Source organism: Streptomyces acidiscabies, from assembly GCF_020010905.1.
Taxonomy (GTDB): Bacteria; Actinomycetota; Actinomycetes; order Streptomycetales; family Streptomycetaceae; genus Streptomyces; species Streptomyces acidiscabies.
This window is the reverse complement of the sequence record NZ_JAGJBY010000002.1, coordinates 3,149,731-3,164,898: the sequence shown is the minus strand read 5'-3', so window position 1 is coordinate 3,164,898 and position 15,168 is coordinate 3,149,731. Positions and strand designations below refer to the sequence as shown.

Annotated in this window: 14 protein-coding genes and 1 tRNA gene; 9 read left to right on the top strand and 6 right to left on the bottom strand. The window is 70.7% G+C overall.

Annotated features, from left to right (window positions below; genetic code table 11):
* Positions 1-44 precede the first annotated feature (44 nt).
* Both J8M50_RS40495 and J8M50_RS40490 read right to left on the bottom strand, forming a co-directional pair.
* On the bottom strand, positions 45-407 hold the full coding sequence (locus J8M50_RS40495; RefSeq protein WP_010356709.1) for a 6-pyruvoyl trahydropterin synthase family protein: 363 nt from the start codon (positions 405-407) through the stop codon (positions 45-47).
* A gap of 100 nt (positions 408-507) precedes the next feature.
* On the bottom strand, positions 508-1,536 hold the full coding sequence (locus J8M50_RS40490; RefSeq protein ID WP_010356708.1) for a LacI family DNA-binding transcriptional regulator: 1,029 nt from the start codon (positions 1,534-1,536) through the stop codon (positions 508-510).
* A 218-nt stretch (positions 1,537-1,754) separates the two neighbouring features.
* Between J8M50_RS40490 and J8M50_RS40485 the strand changes: the two genes are divergently transcribed.
* Genes J8M50_RS40485 through J8M50_RS40470 form a run of 4 tightly spaced genes read left to right on the top strand, consistent with a single transcriptional unit; the run spans position 1,755 to position 7,247 of the window.
* A complete protein-coding gene (locus J8M50_RS40485; RefSeq protein ID WP_010356707.1) occupies positions 1,755-3,068 on the top strand; it encodes an extracellular solute-binding protein in 1,314 nt (437 codons plus the stop codon).
* Positions 3,065-3,967 (top strand): carbohydrate ABC transporter permease, encoded by a 903-nt coding sequence (locus J8M50_RS40480; protein WP_010356705.1) that lies wholly within the window; start codon positions 3,065-3,067, stop codon positions 3,965-3,967. The genes J8M50_RS40485 and J8M50_RS40480 overlap by 4 nt, the downstream gene beginning before the upstream one ends.
* Position 3,968: 1 nt before the next feature.
* Entirely contained in the window at positions 3,969-4,862 is an 894-nt protein-coding gene (locus tag J8M50_RS40475; RefSeq protein ID WP_010356704.1) for a carbohydrate ABC transporter permease, read from the top strand.
* A 21-nt stretch (positions 4,863-4,883) separates the two neighbouring features.
* Positions 4,884-7,247, top strand: coding sequence for a beta-xylosidase/alpha-l-arabinosidase (locus J8M50_RS40470; protein ID WP_010356703.1), 2,364 nt, complete (start codon positions 4,884-4,886; stop codon positions 7,245-7,247).
* 3 nt (positions 7,248-7,250) lie between these two features.
* Here the strand turns inward: J8M50_RS40470 and J8M50_RS40465 are convergent, their stop codons facing one another.
* Positions 7,251-8,438, bottom strand: a complete 1,188-nt coding sequence (locus tag J8M50_RS40465) for a fumarylacetoacetate hydrolase family protein (protein ID WP_010356702.1) — start codon at positions 8,436-8,438, stop codon at positions 7,251-7,253.
* 121 nt (positions 8,439-8,559) lie between these two features.
* Positions 8,560-8,633, bottom strand: a tRNA-Pro gene (locus tag J8M50_RS40460).
* A gap of 83 nt (positions 8,634-8,716) precedes the next feature.
* Between J8M50_RS40460 and J8M50_RS40455 the strand changes: the two genes are divergently transcribed.
* From J8M50_RS40455 to J8M50_RS40440, 4 genes are all read left to right on the top strand, one after another.
* On the top strand, positions 8,717-9,184 hold the full coding sequence (locus J8M50_RS40455; RefSeq protein ID WP_223786400.1) for a DUF309 domain-containing protein: 468 nt from the start codon (positions 8,717-8,719) through the stop codon (positions 9,182-9,184).
* Between the two features lie 49 nt (positions 9,185-9,233).
* A complete protein-coding gene (cobF, locus tag J8M50_RS40450) occupies positions 9,234-10,007 on the top strand; it encodes a precorrin-6A synthase (deacetylating) (RefSeq protein ID WP_029184249.1) in 774 nt (257 codons plus the stop codon).
* Positions 10,008-10,113: 106 nt separating this feature from the next.
* A complete protein-coding gene (locus J8M50_RS40445) occupies positions 10,114-12,177 on the top strand; it encodes an MDR family MFS transporter (RefSeq protein WP_010356698.1) in 2,064 nt (687 codons plus the stop codon).
* Positions 12,178-12,229: 52 nt separating this feature from the next.
* Positions 12,230-12,679: a hypothetical protein gene (locus tag J8M50_RS40440; RefSeq protein ID WP_010356696.1), complete on the top strand. Its 450-nt coding sequence runs from the start codon at positions 12,230-12,232 to the stop codon at positions 12,677-12,679.
* Here the strand turns inward: J8M50_RS40440 and J8M50_RS40435 are convergent.
* Entirely contained in the window at positions 12,666-13,478 is an 813-nt protein-coding gene (locus J8M50_RS40435) for a cobalt-precorrin-6A reductase (RefSeq protein ID WP_010356694.1), read from the bottom strand. The genes J8M50_RS40440 and J8M50_RS40435 overlap by 14 nt on opposite strands.
* Before the next feature lie 95 nt (positions 13,479-13,573).
* Here J8M50_RS40435 and J8M50_RS40430 point away from each other — a divergent pair, with 95 nt between their 5' ends.
* Positions 13,574-14,458 carry a methylenetetrahydrofolate reductase gene (locus tag J8M50_RS40430; protein WP_010356692.1) on the top strand — a complete coding sequence of 295 codons (885 nt, stop codon included), beginning with the start codon at positions 13,574-13,576 and terminating at the stop codon, positions 14,456-14,458.
* On the opposite strand, the gene J8M50_RS40425 is transcribed toward J8M50_RS40430, so the two are convergent.
* Positions 14,385-15,158: a sulfite exporter TauE/SafE family protein gene (locus J8M50_RS40425; RefSeq protein ID WP_010356691.1), complete on the bottom strand. Its 774-nt coding sequence runs from the start codon at positions 15,156-15,158 to the stop codon at positions 14,385-14,387. The two genes, J8M50_RS40430 and J8M50_RS40425, sit on opposite strands and share 74 nt — an antisense overlap.
* Positions 15,159-15,168 lie beyond the last annotated feature (10 nt).

Sequence of the window (15,168 nt, the reverse complement as noted above, 5' to 3'; positions counted from 1 at the left end):
CACTGCGGCACCACCCCCTTCGAGCTCCGCGAGCACCTCGGCGCTCACGGCCGGTACTCCGCCCACGTCCTGGGCGTCTCGGAGACCTGTACCGCCGTCAGCTCCGGGAAGTGCCCGCTCCAGCGCTCGAAGATCCACTGCGCCAGGTGCTCGGCGGTGGGGTTGCGGTCCATGACGTCGTTCAGATGCCGGTGGTCGAGTTCGTCGTCCAACCACCGCTTCACCTTGCCCAGTTCGCCGTAGTCCCGGACGAAACCCACTGTGTCCAGGTCGTCCGGGCCGGCGAACAGCTCGACCCGTACGAGGTAGTTGTGGCCGTGCATCCGGCCGCACTGGTGCCCCTCCGGCAGCCCGTCGAGCCGGTGACTGGCGGAGAAGTGGAACTCCTTGCTGATCCGAAAACCCATGCTTCGACCTCCTCGCTCCATGCTGCGATCGAGCGAGGACCGGCACATCACGGTCCGGACCGAAACACCCGGGGCCACCCTCCGAAGGCACCGGCCACCGCTACCTGCGCGCCGGGTTCTCTTCCCGGGGCGGCCCCGTAGAGGCGCGTACCACGAGTTCCGTGGCGAGTTCGATGTGGTGGGACTCGACCTTCTCACCGCCCGCCAGCCGAAGGACGGTGCGCAGGGCGGCACCGCCCATCTCCCGCAGCGGCTGGCGCACCGTGGTCAGTGGCGGCGAGGCCATCCGGGCGACGCTCGTGTCGTCGAAGCCGACCACGCTCAGGTCCTCGGGGACGCGCAGACCCCGCGTGCGGGCGGCCTCGATGACACCGATGGCGATCTCGTCGTTGCCCGCGAAGATCGCCGTCGGCGGCTCCTGCAGACCCAGGAGCGCCGTGGCACCGAGCAACCCGGCCTCGTACGTGAACTCCCCGGGCCGGACGTAGGCGTCGGGCACCTGCGCTCCCTCCGCCTCCATGGCGGCGCGGTAGCCGTGCACGCGTGCCTGGTTGCACACGGCCATGGCCGGTCCGCCGATGTAGGCGATGCGGCGGTGCCCCAGGGAGAGCAGGTGCCGGGTCGCGGCCAGGCCGCCGCCGAAGTTGGTCGACCCGACGCTGTGGACACGGCTGTCCGGCAGGTGCAGCGGGTCCAGCACGACCAACGGCAGCCCGAACCGGGCCAGTTCGTTCAGGTGCGCCGTGGTGTACACGCTGGTGACCGCGATGACGGCGCTGCGCCCGGCCGAGACCAGGTCCCGGGCCCAGTTCGGGGCATGGGACGCCTTGCTGATCACCACCGAGGCCCCCGACGCGGCGGCGGAGTCGATGATGCCTTCCAGGGTCTCGGCCACGTACGCCTTGAGGCCACCCTGGAACTGCACCTCGACGGTCGGGCTCTCGACGACCTCGGTGTGGCGGAACACGGGCGCGAGGTAGTCGTGCTGACGCAGCAGTTCCTGCACCCGGCTGCGGGTGTGCGGCGCCACGTCACCGCGGCCGTTGACCACTTTGGACACGGTCGCGACGGAGACTCCCGCCGCTTGGGCGATGTCGGCCAAGGTGGTACGCCTGGCGTTCGGACGCATCGGTCCCTCCCGTCCTCAGCCAGTCGGCTTCGAAATAGTTTCGGTCCCCGTCAAGATCTCCTGAGGGTCATCATTGCCCGATATTACTGGGCAGTTCGCAGCACGACAACAAGCCTGCACGCACCTTGACAGGCCGTCAGTTCGAAACCTACGTTGCACGAACAGAGCTCGGAGAAAGCAGTTTCGAAAACCTTTCACGATGACTCACGGAGAAGAACATGGCGCTCTCCCGACGTACACTCCTCGGCCTGGCCGCCGCCGTGCCGGCCTCCACGGCCCTCGCGGCCTGCGGCGGCTCGTCCGGCCCCGGCGACAGCAACGGAACGGCCACGTACTGGCACCTGAGCGGCCAGCCTCAGGAAGGCGTCAGAACCGGTGCGGTCGAGCGGTTCAACAAGGCCAACCCCAAGGGCAAGATCAAGGTCACCACCTTCGCGAACGACCCCTACAAGACGAGGATCAAGACCGCCGTCGGCGCCGGGAAGGCACCCACGATCATCTGGGGGTGGGGCGGCGGCACCCTGCGCAGCTACGTGAAGGCCGGCCAGGTCGACGACCTCACCCCGTGGTTCGCCGAACACCCCGACCTCAAGGACCGGCTCTTCCCGAACTCTTTCGGCCCGGCGACCGTCGACGGCAAGATCTACGCGGTGCCGTCTGAGAGCGTGGAGCCGATCGTCCTGTTCTACAACAAGAAGGTCTTCGCCGACGTCGGCGTCCAGCCGCCCCGGTCGTGGGGCGACATCATGGCCCTGGTGCCCCGGTTCAACGCGAAGGGCATCGCCCCGTTCGCCCTCGGCGGCCAGTCCCGGTGGACGAACATGATGTGGCTGGAGTTCCTGTTCGACCGCATCGGCGGCCCCGAGGTGTTCCAGGCCGCCTACGACGGCAAGAAGGACGCCTGGTCCCACCCGGCCGCCATCGAGGCGCTGACCAAACTCCAGGACCTGGTCAAGGCGGGCGGATTCATCAAGGGCTTCTCCTCGATCACCGCGGACTCCAACGCCGACCAGGCGCTGCTGTACACCGGCAGGGCCGCGATGATGCTGCACGGCTCCTGGTCGTACGGCATCCAGCAGACCGAGGGCAAGGACTTCGTCTCCAGCGGCGGCCTCGGTTTCATGAACTTCCCGCCCGTCGAAGGCGGCAAGGGCGATCCGAGCAACTCCGTCGGCAACCCGGCCCAGTACCTGTCCCTCTCCTCGAAGGCCAGTGCCGAGCAGAAGGAGATCGCGAAGAAGTTCTTCGCCACCGGCGTCCTCACGGACGAGGAGGTGAAGGAGTGGATCGGGACCGGGGCGGTGCCGATCCGGAAGGACTCGCAGAAACTGCTGGCCGGGGCCAAGGGCTCCGAGTTCCTGGAGTTCGTGTACGGCGTCGCGAGCAACGCGAAGTCGTTCAGCCAGTCCTGGGACCAGGCGCTCAGCCCGACGGCCGCCGAAGCGCTGCTGGACAACATCAGCAAGCTGTTCCAACTGTCCATAACGCCGCAGCAGTTCGCCGGCAATCTCAACAAGGTCATCGGCACGTGAGCGCACTCACGGGCTCCGCGGGGCACGAGGGCCGGAGCGGCATCCTGCCCTGGCTGGCCGTGCCGGCGCTGCTGTTCTTCGTCGGCTTCGCCGTGGTCCCGCTCGTCGGCGTCTTCGTGCTGAGCTTCACGACGTGGGACGGGATCGGCGCCATCCACCCGTCCGGGCTGACCAGTTGGCGTGCGGTGCTCAACGACCCCGGGCTGCCGCACGCCCTGTGGGTGACGTTCCTGGTGATGGCCGTGTCCTGGGCGGTCCAGACACCGGCGAGCATTCTGCTCGGCACGTTCCTGGCCGGCCGCCAGCGCTACCGTGCGGTGCTGAGCCTGGTCTACTTCGTCCCGCTCCTGCTCAGCTCCGCGGCGATCGCGGTCGCGTACAAGGCGCTGCTGGACCCCAACTTCGGGCTGGGCGCGGGGCTCGGGGTCGAGTGGCTCAGCAAGGACTGGCTGGGGCGTTCCGGGCTCGCCTTCGGCGTCGTCATCTTCGTCGTCTCCTGGCAGTTCGTCCCGTTCCACTCGCTGATCTACCAGGGGGGTGTCCAGCAGATCCCGCGGTCCCTGTACGAGGCAGCGCAGTTGGACGGCGCCGGGCAGATCCGCCAGTTCTTCAGCATCACGCTGCCCCAGCTCAGGTACACCATCATCACCTCGTCGACGCTGATGGTGGTCGGCTCGCTCACCTTCTTCGACCTCATCTTCGTCCTGACCGAGGGCGGCCCGTCGGACGCGACCCGGGTCCTCGCGCTGGACATGTACAAGCGGGGCTTCCAGGCCAGCCTGATGGGGCCGGCCAGCGTCATCGCGGTCATCCTCGTCCTGGTGGGCCTCGCCCTCGCCCTGCTGCTGCGCCGGCTCGGCGGCCGGGACGCCGGCGAGAGCCAACTGGAGGGGGTGTGACATGACCACCACACTGACCAAACCGCAGCCGCAGAAGACGCCCCGCCGTGAGCGGGGACACCGTCGCGGGACGACCGCCGGGCGGCGCAACTGGCTGGGCGGTCTGGCCGGATGGCTCTGGCTGGCCGTCGTCGTCATCCCCCTGTACTGGATCCTCATCACCAGCCTCAAGGAGCAGAGCACCTACTACGCGAGCAACCCGCTGGCGCCGCCGACCGATCCCACGCTGGCCAACTACAGACTGGTCTTCGAGTCCGACTTCGTCAGCTACCTCACAAACAGCATCGTGGTCACCGTCGGCGCGGTGGTACCGGCGGTCGCGGTCTCCTTCATGGCCGCCTACGCCATCGTGCGCGGCTGGCGCATGCGGTTCCTGCGCGTGGTGAACGGCCTGTTCCTCATGGGCCTCGCCATCCCGCTGCAAGCGACGGTGATCCCGATCTATCTGATCATCATCAAGTTGCAGCTGTACGACAGCCTGCTGGCGCTGATCCTGCCGTCGATCGCCTTCGCCATCCCGCTGTCCGTGCTGATCCTCGCCAACTTCATCCGCGACGTGCCCAAAGAGCTGTTCGACTCGATGCGGGTGGACGGAGCCACCGAGTGGGGGACGCTGTGGCGCCTGGTGGCGCCGCTCACCCGCCCGGCCATCCTCACCGTGACCATCTTCAACGCGCTGACCATCTGGAACGGGTTCCTGCTGCCGCTGATCCTCACCCAGAGCCCTTCCCGGCGGACACTGCCGCTCGCCCTGTGGACCTTCCAGGGCGAGTACGGGGTCAACGTCCCCGCCCTCCTGGCCGCCGTCGTCCTCACCACCCTGCCCCTGATCATCCTGTACGTGTTCGGCCGCCGTCAGCTGCTGAGCGGCCTGACCGCCGGATTCAGCCGTTGACCGAGGAAAGCGAACGCCGACGTGACCGCTGAGACCACCACCAGAACCTGGAACGACCCCGCCCTTCCTGTCGCCGCGAGAGTCGACGCCCTGATCGGGGCGATGACCCTTCGGGAGAAGCTCGCCCAGCTGTACGGAGTGTGGGTGGGCGCCTCCGATCAGGGCGGTGAAGTGGCCCCCCACCAGCACGACATGGAGGAGTCCGTCGATCTCGACGCGCTCCTGCCCGACGGCCTCGGCCAGCTGACCCGGCCCTTCGGCACGGTCCCGGTCGACCCGGCGCTGGGCGCGCTCTCCCTGGCCCGCACCCAGCGCCGTATCGCCGCCACGAACCGGTTCGGCATCCCCGCTCTCGCGCACGACGAGTGTCTGGCCGGCTTCGCCGCCTGGGGGGCGACGGCCTACCCCGTTCCGCTGTCCTGGGGCGCCACCTTCGATCCGGACATCGTGCGGCGCATGGCCGCCGCCATCGGCCGCGACATGCGGGCCGTCGGCGTCCACCAGGGACTCGCCCCCGTCCTGGACGTGGTGCGCGACGCCCGCTGGGGCCGGGTCGAGGAGACCATCGGCGAGGACCCGTACCTCGTCGGCACCATCGGGACGGCCTACGTGCAGGGCCTCGAATCCGCCGGGATCGTCGCCACCCTCAAGCACTTCGCCGGCTACTCGGCCTCGCGCGCCGGCCGCAACCTCGCCCCCTCCTCCATGGGCCCGCGTGAACGCGCCGACGTTCTGCTGCCTCCCTTCGAGATGGCGGTCCGTGAAGGCGGCGCCCGGTCGGTGATGAACGCCTACACCGACACCGACGGCATCCCCTCAGCGGCCGACGAGGATCTGCTCACCGGGCTGCTGCGCGACACGTGGGGCTTCGACGGCACGGTCGTCGCCGACTACTTCGCCATCGCCTTCCTGAAGACGCTGCACGGCATCGCGGGCGACTGGGCCGACGCCGCCGGCACGGCACTGCGCGCGGGCATCGACGTCGAACTGCCCACGGTCAAGACGTACGGCGCCCCCTTGGCCGGAGCCGTCGCCGACGGCCGCGTACCGGAGGCGCTGGTCGATCGCGCCGTGCGCCGGACACTCACCCAGAAGGTGCTGCTCGGCTTGCTCGACCCGGACTGGAACCCCGTGCCGCCCGCGCTCGACGGGGTGGACCTGGACGACCCGGCCGCCCTGCGCGGCCTGATCGACCTGGACGGTCCCGCCAATCGCGCGCTGGCCCGCACGGTCGCCGAGGAAGCGGTCGTGCTGCTGAGCAACGACGGCACCCTGCCGCTGCGCAGGCCACGCCGCATCGCCCTGCTCGGCCCCAACGCCGACGAGCCGGGCGCCGTGCTCGGCTGCTACTCCTTCCCCCAGCACATCGGCGTCCGCCACCCCGGTACCCCCCTCGGCATCGAGCTGCCCACGCTGCGCGACACGCTCACCGCCGAGTTCCCCGACGCCGAGATCACACTCGCCCGGGGCACCGGGATCGACGACGGTGATCTCTCGGGCATCTTCGAGGCAGCCCGGGTGGCACGCGAGGCCGACATCGCCGTGGTCGTGCTCGGCGACCGCGCCGGGGTCTTCGGGCGGGGCACCAGCGGCGAGGGATGCGACGTCGGCTCGCTGCTGCTGCCCGGCGCACAGCAGCAACTGCTCGACGCCCTGCTCGACCTGGAGACACCCGTGGTCACCGTCCTGCTCGCGGGACGGCCGTACGCCCTCGGCCGCGCCGTGGAGGAGTCCGCCGCGATCGTGCAGTCCTTCTTCCCCGGCGAGGAGGGCACGCACGCGATCGCCGGGGTGCTCAGTGGCCGTACCGATCCCTCCGGGCGTCTCCCGGTCGGCGTGCCGCGCGGGCCGGGCTCCCAGCCGGCCACGTACCTCGGGGCGCGGCTCGCTCACGTCAGCGAGGTGTCCGCCGTCGACCCGACCCCCGCGTTCGCCTTCGGTCATGGTCTGTCCTACACGCGGTTCGACTGGACGGACCTGACCGTGGACGTCCAGGAGGCTCCGACGGACGGCGAGTTCACCCTCGCCTTCACCGTCCGCAACACGGGCGAGCGGTCCGGGACCGAGGTCGTCCAGCTCTATCTGCACGACCCGGTCGCCTCCGTCGTCCAGCCGGTGCAGCGCCTCGTCGGCTACACGCGGGTGGCTCTGGGGCCGGGCGAGGCGCGGCGGCTGTGGGTCACGGTCCCGGCGGACCTCGCCTCCTTCACCGGACGTGACGGCCGCCGGGCCGTCGAACCGGGCGAGCTGGAGGTGCGGCTCGCTGCCTCCAGCGCGGATCCGCGCCTGACGGCCAGGGTCACGCTGACCGGGGCCGAGCGCCGGGTGGACCACACACGGCGCCTGCACGCCACCATCGTGCAGGAACCGGTCGCGGGGGCCTGAAGCTCACAGCAGGCCGCGCCGGGCGAGGCTGCGCATCAGCTCTCGTACGCCGAACGTCCACGGCGCGGCCTGCTCGCTGGGGACGACGGTGTTGACCAGGGCGCCCAGGCGCGGGCTGGAGATCCGCACGACGTCGCCGTACTCGTGGGTGAAGCCCGCGCCGGGTGCCTGTCGGTCCTCGGTGGGGGCGAACAGCGTTCCGGTGAACAGCACGAAGCCGTCCGGGTATTGATGGTGCGGACCGTGCGTGGCGGCCACCAGGTCCAGTACGTCGCGGCTGATCTCGCGCATGGAGCTGCTGCCACGCAGTACGTAGCCGTCCGTGCCGTCGATCCGGAGGTCGATGTCGAGCCCGCGTACGGTGTCGAGGCCGAAGTCCTCGTCGAACAGGCGGACGAACGGGCCGATCGCGCACGAGGCGTTGTTGTCCTTCGCGCGGGACAGCAGCAGGGCGCTGCGTCCCTCGATGTCGCGGAGGTTGACGTCGTTGCCGAGCGTCGCGCCGCGTACCCGGCCGCGCGAGTCCACGACGAGGACGGCCTCGGGCTCGGGGTTGTTCCACACCGAGGCGCCGAGCACGCCGATGTCGGCGCCGGTGCCGACCGCGGACAGGACCGGGGCCTTGGTGAACACTTCCGGGTCAGGACCGATCCCGACCTCCAGGTACTGCGACCACAGTCCTTCGGAGACGAGCAGTTCCTTGGCCTTGTCCGCTTCCGGCGATCCGGGGCGGATGCCGTCGAGCGTGCCGCCCACCGCCTGCCCGACGCGGGCCCGTATCTGCGCGGCCTGCGCCGGATCGCCGCCCGTGCGCTCCTCGATGACGCGTTCCAGCAGACTCCGGGCGAAGGTGACGCCCGCAGCCTTGATCACTTGCAGGTCGACGGGGGCGAGCAGACGCGGAACGTCACGGCGGCCGGGCGGTGCGGCCAGCAGTTCGTCCAGGCGCCAGACCTGTCCGCCGTCGGCCTCGCGGACGACTGCCACCGCGTCGTCGCGTTCCACGAGGTCGGAGACGGTGGGCGCGACGGCGGTCAGGTCGACGACCTGCTCACCGCGGACCGCGGCCACACACGGCCCGTCCCCTTCCGGGTCGTGGACACGCGCGACGAGGGCGGCCCGGCCGGCGTCCGCGGGCAGGACGGAGGCGGCCGTAAGGACCGGACGGGGGCGTGCTGCTGCCGATTCCACGATCGATGCTCTCCCGGGTTCGAGGGGGCACGCAATCATTAAATGAGCCGATGAATGACAAAACGATCGAGGGGCCTTGCCGGATTTCTCCGGCAAGGCCCCTGACCTGCGACTATCTAAGTCGGGACGACAGGATTTGAACCTGCGACCCCTTGACCCCCAGTCAAGTGCGCTACCAAGCTGCGCCACGTCCCGATGCGCGGCCCACACGTAGGCGATCGCGCGAACCGAACTCTACCCCACCCGGGATGCCGCTCCGCAGGCGGGACAATCGGGGTATGGCTGAGGCGCGGGACAGGGACAGTGCGGGTCGGGCGAGGAGTGCGCGGCCCAGGGACGGGCTGGGGCGGCCGTTGGCGTACGGGGCGGAGGGCGTGCCGAGGCAGCCGGAGGGGATCGCACGCCGCCCCGAGGAGACCGTCACCGAGGCGCAGGCGTTGCTCGACGCCGGTAAGCCGTTCCATGCCCATGAGGTCTTCGAGGACGCCTGGAAGACGGGCCCCGAGGAGGAGCGCCCCCTGTGGCGGGCGCTCGCGCAGCTCGCCGTGGGGCTGACGCACGCGGCGCGGGGCAACCGGACCGGCGGGGTACGGCTGCTGCGGCGCGGTGCGGACGAGGTCGAGCGGTGGGCGGGAGCGGCGTACGGCATGGACCTCCCCGGCGTCGTGACCTGGGCGCGGGCCCTCGCGGACGAGGTCGACGGACACCCCGTGGACCCGGTGGCGCGGGCGCCGAGACTGCGTTGATCACCCCGCGCCGACCTCGTTGTCAGTGCCGTACGGCACACTCGGGGACGTGCGAAGGATTCATGTCATCGGTATCGGCGCGGGCGACCCGGAACACCTGACCCTCCAGGCGGTCAGGTCGATGCGGGAGGCGGACGTGTTCTTCGTCCTGGACAAGGGCGAGGTGAAGAGCGACCTCACGGACCTGCGCAGGGAGATGCTGCGGACGCATGTGCCGGAGGGGACGTACCGGGTCGTCGAGGCCCGTGACCCGGAGCGGGACCGTACGGCGAACACCGCCGCGTACTCCCCCGCCGTCGGCGACTGGCGCAGCGCCCGCGCGGACATCTACGAGCGGCTGATCACCGAGGAACTCGCCGACGGGGAGACCGGCGCGTTCCTGGTCTGGGGCGACCCGGCGCTGTACGACAGCACGATCGCGATCCTGGACGAGGTCCTCGCGCGGGGGAACGTCGCGTACGCGTACGACGTGATCCCGGGCGTCAGCAGTGTCTCCGCGCTGGTCGCGCGGCACCGTACGGGGCTGAACCGGGTGGCGAGGCCGGTGCAGATCACGACCGGGCGGCGGCTCGCGGAGGGGTTCCCGGAGGGGGTGGACGACGTGGTGGTGATGCTGGATGCGCACCAGGCGTTCCGGGGGCTCGCTCAGGAGGACGTGGACATCTACTGGGGGGCGTACATCGGCACACCGGACGAGATCCTGGTGTCCGGTCCGATCGCGGAGGCGGCGCCCCGGATCGAGGAGGCACGGGCGGAGGCTCGGGAGCGGAAGGGCTGGATCATGGACACGTACCTGCTGCGGCGCAGGCCCACGGAGAGGTAAGGCGGGGTGAGGCCGAAGGAAGAGTGACCGGCGCCCTCCCCCACCAGACACCCCCGGTCGGCCCTCCCCGCGTGCGCCCTCCACCCCCCGGCGCGATGGTGTCCCCGTGACCGTCACCCAGGATTCCCCACCGGCCGCCGCGCAGCCCCCCGTACTGGACCCCCGCCGCCGCAACGTCGTGTTCATCACGATCGTGCTCGGCATGCTCCTCGCGGCCCTGGACCAGACGATCGTCGGCACGGCCCTGCCCACGATCGTGTCGGACCTCGGCGGCGCCTCCCACATGTCGTGGGTGGTGACGGCGTACCTCCTCGCGGAGACCGTCGCGACGGTCCTGGTCGGCAAGTTCGGCGACCTGTTCGGCCGCAAGGTGGTCTTCCAGGTCTCGGCGATCGTGTTCATCACGGGCTCGTTCCTGTGCGGTCTGGCGACGAACATGCCGCTGCTGATCGCGTGGCGCGCGGTGCAGGGCATCGGCGCGGGCGGCCTGATGGTGACGGCGATGGCGCTGATCGCGGACGTCATCCCGCTGCGGGAGCGCGGCAAGTACCAGGGCGCGATCGGCGCGGTGTTCGGCGTCGCGACGGTGATCGGCCCGCTGCTCGGCGGCCTGTTCACGGACCACCTCACCTGGCGGTGGGCGTTCTACGTGAACGTCCCCATCGCGATCGTGGTCGTCATCGCGGCGGCCCGCACGATCCCGGTGGTCAAGTCCGTGTCCCGCCCGGTCATCGACTACCTCGGCATCGCGTGGGTCGCGCTCGGCGCGAGCGCCCTGATCCTGGCGACGAGCTGGGGCGGCAACGAGTACGCGTGGGGTTCCGGTGTGATCGTCGGCCTGTTCGTGGGCGGTGTGATCGCGCTCGGCCTGTTCTGCTGGACGGAGACGCGGGCGGCGGAGCCGATGCTGCCGATGCGGCTGTTCAGGAACCCGGTGTTCACGGTGTGCTCGGTGCTGAGCTTCATCGTCGGGTTCGCGATGCTCGGCGCGATGACATACCTGCCGAGCTATCTCCAGTACGTGGACGGCGATTCGGCGACCGTCTCCGGGGTACGGACGCTGCCGATGGTGCTCGGCCTGCTGATCGCGTCGATCGGCAGCGGCAACGTGATCAGCCAGACCGGCAGGTACCGGGTGTTCCCGATCATCGGCTCGCTGGTGATGGGGCTCGGGCTGTTCCTGATGTCGCGGATGGGGCCGGGTACGGGGGCCTGGCTGGAGTCGCTGTACATGTTCGTCCTCGGCTTCGGGATCGGGCTGTGCATGCAGGTGCTGACGATCGCCGTGCAGAACACGGTCGAGTACGCGGACCTGGGCACCGCGACCTCGGGCGTCACCTTCTTCCGTACGCTGGGGAGTTCCTTCGGTACGGCCGTCTTCGGCACGATCTACACGAACGCGCTGACCCCCAACCTGCGGGACGGCATCCGCGAGGCGGCGGCGACGGGTACGGCGGACGTGGCGTCGCTGGCGAAGGCCGCGAGCAGCCCGGACGGCGTCCACCGCCTGCCCGCGCGGGCCGCCGGGCCGATCATCGGCGCGTACGCCGACACCATCCAGACGGTGTTCCTGTGGACGGTCCCGGTCGCGGCGCTCGGCTTCCTGGTCGCCCTGCTGCTGAGACAGGTCCCCCTGCGCGACAGCGCCCGCGCCGGCTCCACGGACATGGGCGAGGGCTTCGCGTCCCCCAGCGGCGCGGACTCCCGCCGGGTCCTGGAAGCCTCGGTCGCCAAAATCATCGGCAGCACGGACCTGGAGACCACCCGCCGCATCGTCGAGGACTCCGACACCCGCCTCGACATCGCCGGCGCGTGGGCCGTCATGCAGGTCGAACTCCACACCCGCATGGTCGGCCACGCGAGCCTCGGCCTCATCGCGGCCCGCCGCCACCTCCCCCCGGAGGTCCTCCTCCCGGTCTTCGACCGCATGGTCGAGGAGGGCTACCTGACCCGCACCGGCACCCTCCTCTCCCACACGGACGCGGGCACCCGAGAGGCGCACACCATCTCGGAGGCGTGGGGCGACTGGCTGAAGGACCACGTGGAACGCGACCTCGGCCGCCCGTCGAGCGGGGACCTCCACGCGGCGGTGGACGCGATCGCGAAGAGGCTGCTGGTGGAGGACCTGAGCAGCGGGATGCGGGAACGGAAGGAGGTCACGGCGGGGTAGGCGCCGAAAACCGGATGCCTCGCTCCCCCACCCCCTCGCATACTCTCCTCCCATGTCCCCGACCCGCTTCTACGACCGCCGCACGGAGCTGTTCCACTACGCGGACTCGGCCCTCGTGCACTGCCCGCGCTGCGACCGCCTCGCGCACCGCGAGCACCGGCGCGGGACGGCCGGGGAAGCCTCGCAGAGGCGGGTGGTCTGCCGCTCGTGCGGACTGTCCTGGGTACGGGAGGGCCGCTGTGGACCCGACCCGCACTCCCTGTCCCTCTGGCTCGAAGCCGACACCCGCCACGGCACGATCTGGGCCTACAACCTCGAACACCTCACCGTCCTACGGGACTTCGTCGCCGCCGACCTCCGCGAACACGCCCCTTGGTACGAGCACGAGCACCGCCGGATGACCTACGTCGGCAAGCTCCCCACCTGGATCAAGTCCGCCAAGAACCGCGCCGAGATCCTCCGTACGATCGACCGCCTGCGGACGTCGGTCACAAACCCCTGACCCACGCGACCGCACCGGCGACATCGCCGACCACGTCCACCCCGTACGGCGCCGGGGGCCGGCGTACGACGATCACCGGCACCCCCAACTCCCGCGCGGCCGTGAGCTTCGCGGCCGTCGCGGCGCCCCCGCTGTCCTTCGTCACGACGACGTCGATACGGCGGTCCCGCAGCAACCGGAGTTCGTCCTCGACGGTGAACGGCCCGCGCGCGAGCAGCACTTCGCAGTCGGCCGGGAGCGGCGGCTCGGGCGCCTCGACGGACCGTACGACGAAATGCGCCCCGGCGACCCGGGCGAAGGCGGCCAACTCCAGCCGCCCGGTGGTCAACAGCACCCGGCGTCCGAGCCGGGGCAGCAACGCGGCGGCCTCCGCGAGCGACCCGGCGTCGTACCACCGGTCCCCCTCCCCCGCCTCCCACCCCGGCCGCCGCAGCACGACGAGCGGTACGCCGGTGAGGGCGGCAGCGGCGACGGCGTTGGCGGTGATCCGCGAGGCGAAGGGGTGGGTGGCGTCGACGAGGGCGTCCACGCGATGCTCCCGCACCCAGGCAGCGAGCCCGTCGACCCCGCCGAACCCCCCGATCCGGACGTCCCCGGCGAGGGCAGCGGGCCGCGAGACGCGTCCGGCGAGGGAGGTGGTGACGCGCACGGCAACCTTCTGAACCTCGGCAGCGGACCCTCGTACCCCGTTCAGCTCGGCGGCAACCCCCCGCGCCTCGGAGTTTTCCGCCCCCACCCCGCTCAGCGCAGCGGCAAGCTCCCGCCCCTCCGTCGTCCCCCCAAGGATCAGCACATGCATGCCCCCGACCCTACGAGACCTCCGCCACAGCGCACCCGTACCCCCGCTTGTTAGCCTGGCCCGCCCCTTTCTCCAGGTGAGGAACTCGACGACGTATGACGGCCCCGCACCCCCTGTTCCTCGACGCGTCCCTGGAGATGACCGGGAAGGACGCCCCGGCCCTGGAGGGCGCGGCGCTCGCGCCGGGGACCCGGGTCAACATCACGCACCTCGCGTCCGAGGACCTGGACACCAGGATCGACGCCGCGCGGGCTGTCGGAAAGCACGGCCTGACACCCGTACCCCACCTCTCGGCCCGCCGCCTGCGTTCCCCGGCCGAGCTGGGCGAAACCCTCGCAGCCCTGCGCTCGGCGCAGGCGACGGAGTCGGTGTTCGTCGTCGCCGGCGACCCCACGACCCCGCACGGCCCGTACCCCGACGCCCTGTCGGTGATCCGCTCGGGCCTGCTGGAGGAGCACGGCGTACGGCACGTCGGCATCACCGGCTACCCGGAGGGCCACCCGGCGATCGGCACCCCGGCCCTGTGGTCGGCGCTGGAGGAGAAGACGGCGGCGCTGAAGGAACAGTCCCTCACAGCGACCGTCACCACCCAGTTCGGCTTCGCGGTGGAACCGGTCCTGACGTGGCTGGAGGAGGCGAGGGCGAGGGGCATCGACGTCCCCGTACGCATCGGCGTCCCGGGCCCGGCCGGCGTACGGCGTCTCGTCGCGTACGCCCGCCGCTTCGGCGTCAGCACGAGCACCGGCATAGCCCGCAAGTACGGCTTCTCGCTGACGCACCTGATGGGTACGGCGGGCCCGGACCGTTTCCTGCGGGCGCTCGCGGCGGACCTCGTACCGGAGCGGCACGGCGAAGTGGCCCTGCACTTCTACACGTTCGGCGGCCTGGAAGCGACGTCGGCGTGGCTCACCGGAGCAGCAACTGCGCCCCTCCCAGCACGGTCGCCGCGATCACGAGCCTCTCGAACAACCGCTGGTTGATCCGGTCGACGGCCCACCGCCCGATCACCGCCCCCGGCACGACGAACCCCACCAGCGCCGCATCGAGCAGCAACGAGTTCCCGTCGATGAGCCCGAGCCCGGCGCTGAAGGGCACCTTGGACACGTTGACGATGAGGAAGAAGAACGCGGACGTACCCAGGAACCCCAGCTTCCGAAACCCGGCGGACAGCAGATACATCGACATCACCGGCCCCCCGGCGTTCGCGACCATCGTCGTGAACCCCCCGAGCACCCCGTACGACCGCGCCTTGAACCGCCCGGCGCGGGTGACGACGGCATCGGGGTCGTCGGCGGCGTCGGCCCGACGCCGGCGCCACACCGTCACCCCCGTCATGAACAGCAGGATCGCCCCGATCGAGGTCCGTACGACCTTGTCGTCGGCCCACACGAGGAACACCGTCCCGACGATCACCCCCGCCGCGACGGCCGGGAAGAGCCGCCACAGCGTGGGCCAGTGGGCGTGCCGGCGGTAGGTCAGGACGGCGAGGATGTCCCCGGCGATCAGGATCGGCAGCAGGACGCCGGTGGACGCGCGGGCCGGCAGGACCGCCGCGAAGACGGCGAGGCTGACGGTGTTCGCGCCGCTGACGGCCGTTTTGGAGAAGCCGACCAGGAGGGCGGCGAGGGCGAGGGCGGCGAATTCCCAGCCGGTGATGTGCCACAGAGTCATCGTGTTCATTGCGTTGACC

Bases quoted from the DNA above. Each gene is read 5' to 3' on its own strand.
- J8M50_RS40495 (WP_010356709.1), bottom strand. From the start codon at position 407: ATGGGTTTTCGGATCAGCAAGGAGTTCCACTTCTCCGCCAGTCACCGG.
- J8M50_RS40490 (WP_010356708.1), bottom strand. From the start codon at position 1,536: ATGCGTCCGAACGCCAGGCGTACCACCTTGGCCGACATCGCCCAAGCG.
- J8M50_RS40485 (WP_010356707.1), top strand. From the start codon at position 1,755: ATGGCGCTCTCCCGACGTACACTCCTCGGCCTGGCCGCCGCCGTGCCG.
- J8M50_RS40475 (WP_010356704.1), top strand. From the start codon at position 3,969: ATGACCACCACACTGACCAAACCGCAGCCGCAGAAGACGCCCCGCCGT.
- J8M50_RS40455 (WP_223786400.1), top strand. From the start codon at position 8,717: ATGGCTGAGGCGCGGGACAGGGACAGTGCGGGTCGGGCGAGGAGTGCG.
- J8M50_RS40440 (WP_010356696.1), top strand. From the start codon at position 12,230: ATGTCCCCGACCCGCTTCTACGACCGCCGCACGGAGCTGTTCCACTAC.
- J8M50_RS40435 (WP_010356694.1), bottom strand. From the start codon at position 13,478: ATGCATGTGCTGATCCTTGGGGGGACGACGGAGGGGCGGGAGCTTGCC.
- J8M50_RS40430 (WP_010356692.1), top strand. From the start codon at position 13,574: ATGACGGCCCCGCACCCCCTGTTCCTCGACGCGTCCCTGGAGATGACC.
- J8M50_RS40425 (WP_010356691.1), bottom strand. From the start codon at position 15,158: ATGAACACGATGACTCTGTGGCACATCACCGGCTGGGAATTCGCCGCC.